At 61.2% G+C, this 5,787-nt stretch carries 5 protein-coding genes; 1 reads left to right on the top strand and 4 read right to left on the bottom strand.

What is annotated here, in order from left to right; genetic code table 11:
• From VF515_22475 to VF515_22460, 4 genes are all read right to left on the bottom strand, one after another.
• Nucleotides 1–540: hypothetical protein (locus tag VF515_22475; GenBank protein ID HEX7410395.1), on the bottom strand; the 540-nt coding region annotated here is incomplete at its 3' end.
• A 225-nt stretch (nucleotides 541–765) separates the two neighbouring features.
• Complete coding sequence (locus VF515_22470) at nucleotides 766–1,092, bottom strand: DUF2442 domain-containing protein (protein HEX7410394.1); 327 nt, start codon at nucleotides 1,090–1,092, stop codon at nucleotides 766–768.
• 5 nt (nucleotides 1,093–1,097) lie between these two features.
• Nucleotides 1,098–2,978, bottom strand: a complete 1,881-nt coding sequence (ftsH, locus tag VF515_22465) for an ATP-dependent zinc metalloprotease FtsH (protein ID HEX7410393.1) — start codon at nucleotides 2,976–2,978, stop codon at nucleotides 1,098–1,100.
• A gap of 23 nt (nucleotides 2,979–3,001) precedes the next feature.
• On the bottom strand, nucleotides 3,002–3,448 hold the full coding sequence (locus tag VF515_22460; GenBank protein HEX7410392.1) for a universal stress protein: 447 nt from the start codon (nucleotides 3,446–3,448) through the stop codon (nucleotides 3,002–3,004).
• 400 nt (nucleotides 3,449–3,848) lie between these two features.
• Here VF515_22460 and VF515_22455 point away from each other — a divergent pair, with 400 nt between their 5' ends.
• Entirely contained in the window at nucleotides 3,849–5,786 is a 1,938-nt protein-coding gene (locus VF515_22455) for a serine protein kinase (GenBank protein HEX7410391.1), read from the top strand.
• Nucleotide 5,787 lies beyond the last annotated feature (1 nt).

Genomic DNA, 5,787 nt, shown 5'->3' with positions numbered 1-5,787 from the left:
CTTGTGCTTGCGCAACGTGAGCTTCGCCAGGTGGGTATCGAGCCAACACTCGATGTCGCCTTCCTCCACGCGCACGATACGCTCGGCCGCGACGCTGAGGTCGAGCTTGCTGCGTTGGAACAAGCGCGAGCGATACGAGTTATGAACATCCACGTTCAACGTCACGCCGTGGAAGTCGATGGTATCGTCGACGATCTTCGCGGCTTTCTTGTTTGTAAATGTCTCACCGGAATTCGGGAACAGCTTACGCCCGATGGTCTTCTTTCCGTCTCGCGGCAACAATACCCAGCGCTCCGTCACGCCGCGAATCGTCCCGCACAGCTTGCACGCGAGCTTCCGCTCGCGCGTCTTGCGCCAGCCCTCGGTGTGACGACACTGCAGCGCAAGAAACTCCCACAGCATACCGAGCTGCTGGTAAATTTCGGCGAAGCGTTCCCCTTGCGGGCCGCGCTTGTTCAGCGACGGATGGCGCGACACAAAGCTCATGCTGCGGAAGAGACGCTTGAGTTCGCGGGTAAGATTGGACTTGCCGGCCTTCACGTTCGCCAGGGTAGCACACTCCTGGATCGTGGAGGTGTTTCATCCCAGAATCTCCGGAATCTCCTGGAGGCAGCTCCGAATGGGGAGCACTCGCGGAGCGGACCGCCGTCCCATCTTCCGCGCCCATCAAGACCGGGAGGACTTCCTGCGCCGCTTGGCGACTGTGGTCGGGGAGGAGCGTGTTTTTGTTCCGTGATGCGCTGCGTGAGGCAGGCCGGTACGCTGTCAGGTGGTTGAGCTGTCAGGTGAGGTTCCTGAAGCAGCCCGTGCGATTGGGGCTTCGGAGGAAGGATGAGGATCTTGCGCATCCTCCGGCGGCGGACCGCCCCATATCAATACGTCCGGGCACAAATCCGCGCCATTGGGCCACACAACCGTTCCGCCCTCGGCGCGCACCATGCGAAAGCTTTTCGGATCGCCCTTCAGGAATTCAAATACGGGCCCGATCATCAGCGCTGAGACATCGCGTTCGACCATCGATCCATCGGTCAGTGTCAGCCGGAGGCGAAATCCGTGTAGCGCCTCTACGTCTCGGATTCGTAACAGCTCCATTCCGTTCACGAACTCGCGGCGGCGCGTGGCGATTGCGCATGGCTCGCGAGCAAGGCGCGCAAGTCGTCGCCCTCCATCACCTCTTTTTCCAGAAGCCGATGCGCCACTTCATCGAGAATCACGCGCTGCTCGCTAAGTATCCGGTTCACCCTTTCGTGACTGCGCTTGAGGATCTCTTCGACTTCGGTGTCGATGGCGCTCGCCTTTTCCTCGCTGTATTCCTTGCCGGTCATCATGGGGGTGTCGAAGAACGCCGAGCGGCGTTGGCGCTCGAACGTGCGCAGGCCGAGGTGTTCGCTCATGCCGTATTGGGTGACCATGCTCAAGGCGATGTCGGTTGCCTTCTGCAGGTCATCCTGGGCCCCGGTGGAGATGTCTCCAAAGACCAGCTCCTCGGCGACCCGGCCGCCGAGCAGCACCGCCATGCGGTCTTCCAACTCCGAGCGCGTCATGAGGTAGCGGTCCTGGGTCGGCAATTGCTGGGTGTAGCCGAGCGCGGCGATGCCACGCGGGATGATGGAGATCTTGCGCACCGGATCCATGTTCGGCAGCGTCGAGGCGATCAGCGCGTGCCCTGATTCGTGGTAGGCCACGATCTCCTTCTCGCGCTTGCTCATGACCCGCGTCTTCCTCTCCGGCCCAGCGGTGATGCGGTCGATGGCATCATCGAAGTCTTGCATGGTGACCTCGGTGCGGTCGCGACGCGCGGCGAGCAGGGCGGCCTCGTTGACGGCGTTGGCGAGATCGGCCCCGACGAAGCCCGGCGTCCGCGCCGCAACGATCCGGATGTCCACGTCCGCTGCCAGCTTTACGGTGCGCGTGTGCACGCGCAGAATCTCCTCGCGGCCGCGGACGTCGGGGCGATCGAGTGCCACGTGGCGATCGAAGCGACCGGCGCGCAGCAGCGCCGCATCGAGAATCTCCGGCCGGTTGGTGGCCGCCATGATGATGACCCCGACGTTCGGATCGAAGCCATCCATCTCGACCAGGAGTTGGTTGAGCGTCTGCTCGCGCTCGTCGTGGGTGCCGAGGGGATTCATGCTGCGCGACTTGCCCAGGGCGTCGAGTTCGTCGATGAACACGATGCACGGCGCCTTCTGCTTCGCCTGCTCGAAGAGGTCACGCACCCGGGCCGCGCCCACGCCGACGAATAGCTCGACGAACTCGGAGCCGCTCATACTGAAGAACGGCACCTTGGCTTCGCCGGCGACGGCGCGCGCCAGCAGTGTCTTTCCGGTCCCCGGCGCGCCGACGAGCAGGACCCCCTTGGGAATCTTGCCGCCGAGGCGGCGAAAACGCTCTGGCGTCTGCAGAAACTCCACCACCTCGCGCAACTCCTCCTTGGCCTCATCGATGCCGGCGACGTCGGCAAAGGTGACGCGGGTTTCGCTCTCGACGTAGACCTTGGCTTTGCTGCGCCCGATCGCCATCAGCCCGCCGCCTCCCACCCCCGCGCCCATTCGCCGGAAGAGGAATCCCCAGAGGACGAGAAAGAAGACCAGCGACATGACCCAGGAGAACAAGTTGGTGAGCCAGGTGTTCGACAGACGGCCGGAGAAGGGGATGTTGTGCGCCTCTAATGCGTCGACGAGTTTCGGGTCCTCGACCCTCACGGCGCGGAAATGGTAGTTCGTATCGCCGAGTTGTTTGAGCTGCTTGAGCTGTTCCGCACCGAGGATGCCTTCGAGGTCCAGGGTGGTCAGCTTGCCCGAAACGTAGTCGGTCCCGATCACCACGTCCGTAACCTTGTCGGCGTCGACGACCCGTTTGAACTGCGCGTACGTAATCTGGCCGGCCTCCCCCTTGACGATGAACGTCTGCACCAGAAACACCAGCGCCAGCGCGCCGAGGAAGTACCAGAGCGAAAAGCGCAGCCGTTTTTGCATTCAGCGCAGGGTCTCCTTCGGCTTCACGGGACACAGAGGACCGGGCAATGACTGGTGCGCAGTACCTTCTCGGCCGTGCTCCCGAAGAGGATTTCATCGACTCGGAAGTTCGCCTTGTGCATCCCCATTACAATCATGTCCACGTCGAGATCCTTGGCGATCTTGATGATCTCCACGAACGGGATGCCTTCCACGGTCATGGTATTGAAGGTATCGGGCCCTTTCTCTTGCACCAGCCAGCCAAATTCCTCAGTGGCCCGCGTCCGCAGTTTGGTGACGACGTCCGCACTGGTGGCCACGCCCTCGGCCTCGACTCGGGCGGCGAACTCCGTGTCCACGACGTGCAGGGCGGTGATCTCGCCCCTCGGGCACAAGGCTAACGACAGCTCCAGCGCCCGCCGTGAGCCCGCCGAGAAATCCATGGCGACCAGCAATGCCTCGGGTACCGTGCTGATATGGGGGTCGGTCATTGGTCTCTCCGCCGTGCCACACTGGCAGCTTAGCTGCGGAAGGCTTTCAAGTCACGCTAGGCCGGGGCGGGCCCGTGCGCCCGTCATGTCGCATCGGCGCCGCAACGAGGCGGAAAAATTCCTTGACCCATGGAATGCCGGATGTTAGCATTTTTCGAAAGTAATGTTTGGCTTGAGAAAGCGAGCGCAGTGAAGAAATTCGCCGTGTCGCTCCACCTGTTTGTTCCTTCGTCCCACGTCAGTGTGAAAATGGTCGGCCAGCTATCCCGGCGCCCTTGCTTGTTGGGCACGGTAGGTGTCCGTATAATCATCGTGAATAGAGGCGACCCGGTGAGCATCCAAATGACATAGGCGGAGCGCGAAACGGCGAGTCATCGGTCTTTCGCCAAAGGAGCGGGTCATGCAGCAAGACAAGGCCACGTTTGAGAAACTCATCCAGGAAGATCGGGCGACCAGGGAAGTACGCACCTGGCGCGGGACCTTTCTCGATTACCTCGAGCGCATCAAAGAGACCCCCGAAGTGGCGAAGCTGGCGCACGCCCGCTTGCACGACGTGATCCTGCGTGTCGGCGTGCGCGATATCAACGAGTCCGACGACGCCCGGGTGAAGCGGCTCTTCAAGGACGAGCCCGTCAAAGTCTACGACTTCTTTGCTGACGAGTTCTTCGGCATCGAGAAGGTGGTGGCGCAGATTGCGCGCTACTTCCACTCGGCGGCGCTGAAGGGCGAGGAGAGCCGCCAGGTCCTCTACCTCATGGGTCCCGTCGGCTCAGGTAAGAGCTCGCTGGTGGAGAAACTGCAGCACGGGTTGGAGGAGAGCGACCCGTTCTACGCCATCGACGGTTGCCCGATGGCGGAAGAACCGCTGCACCTCATCCCCCGGCACCTGCGGCGCGAGTTCGAGAAGATGCTCGGCGTCCATGTGGAGGGCGACCTCTGTCCAGTCTGCCGGTTCCGGCTGAAAGAGGAGTTCGGCGGGCGTTATGAAGAAGTGCCGGTGGCGACCCGCGTCTTCTCGAAGCGGAACCGGGTTGGCGTCGGCGTGGTGCCGCCGGTGGACCCGAACAACCAGGACACCTCGGTGCTCATCGGCAGCGAGGACATCTCCAAGCTCGACATCTATTCGGAAGGGGACCCACGCGTACTCGACCTGAACGGAGCCCTCAACGTAGGTAACCGCGGCATGGTGGAGTTCATCGAGGTTTTCAAGAACGAGACCGAGTACCTCCATGCCATGATCACGGCGACCCAGGAGAAAGTCATCCCGGCACCCGGCCGCCACGGTATGGTGTACGTCGACACCGTCATCGTGGCGCATTCGAACGAAGCCGAATGGCAGAGGTTCAAAGCCGACCATACCAATGAAGCGATCCTCGACCGCATCGTGGTGGTGAAGGTGCCGTACAACTTGCGCTTGTCCGAAGAGGTGAAGATCTACCAAAAGATCATTCGGAATTCCGACTTCCGTGCCCATGTGGCGCCACACACCCTGGAGATCGTTTCCATGTTCGCCATCCTGTCGCGCTTGGAGCCGACGACCAAATGCGACCTGATGACCAAGCTGAAGCTGTACAACGGTGAGGAAGTGGTCGAGAAGGGCAAGACCAAGAAGATCGACGTGAACGAATTGCGCGACGACGCCAAGCGCGAGGGCATGAGCGGCATTTCCACCCGCTTCATCATGAAGGCGCTGGACAACGCCCTGTCCGACAATATCAGCGGCAACTGCATCAATGGCATCACCGTGCGCGAGGCGCTGATCAACATGACCAAGGAAGGCGACCTTCCCGACGACACGCGTAAACAGTACCTCGACTTCCTGCAGGACGTGCTGCACAAGGAGTACCTGGACGCCCTCGAGAAGGAGATCACCAAGGCCTTCGTCTACTCGTATCAGGAGCAGGCCGAGTCGCTCTTCCAGAACTACCTGGATCACGCCGAGGCCTACGTCAACAAGACGAGAGTCAAAGACCGTAACACCAATGAAGACCTGCAGCCCGACGAGGGATTTCTCAAATCGATCGAGGAACAGATCGCTATCATCGGTTCGGCGGCAGAAGGCTTCCGGCAAGAGGTGATCGCCTATCTCTGGGCGGCCAGCCGGCGCGGTGAGAAGGTGACCTATAAGAGCTACGAGCCGCTGAAGGAGGCCATCGAGAAGAAGCTGATGACTTCCGTACGCGACATCAGCCGCATCATTACCAAGGCGCGTACGCGGGACGAGGAGCAGACCGAGAAATACAACGCCATGGTCAAGAACCTTCTGGAAAACGGCTACTGCGAGAGTTGCGTCGACGTCGTGCTGAAATACGCGGCCAACAATCTGTGGAAGGATTAAG

The organism is Candidatus Binatia bacterium (assembly GCA_036382395.1).
Classification (GTDB): Bacteria; Desulfobacterota; Binatia; order HRBIN30; family HRBIN30; genus JAGDMS01.
The sequence above is the reverse complement of the archived record's forward strand: the minus strand, read 5'-3'. Positions and strand labels throughout refer to the sequence as shown.

Coding starts and splice junctions, on each gene's coding strand:
- VF515_22470 (HEX7410394.1), bottom strand. CDS start 1,092: ATGGAGCTGTTACGAATCCGAGACGTAGAGGCGCTACACGGATTTCGC.
- ftsH (HEX7410393.1), bottom strand. CDS start 2,978: ATGCAAAAACGGCTGCGCTTTTCGCTCTGGTACTTCCTCGGCGCGCTG.
- VF515_22460 (HEX7410392.1), bottom strand. CDS start 3,448: ATGACCGACCCCCATATCAGCACGGTACCCGAGGCATTGCTGGTCGCC.
- VF515_22455 (HEX7410391.1), top strand. CDS start 3,849: ATGCAGCAAGACAAGGCCACGTTTGAGAAACTCATCCAGGAAGATCGG.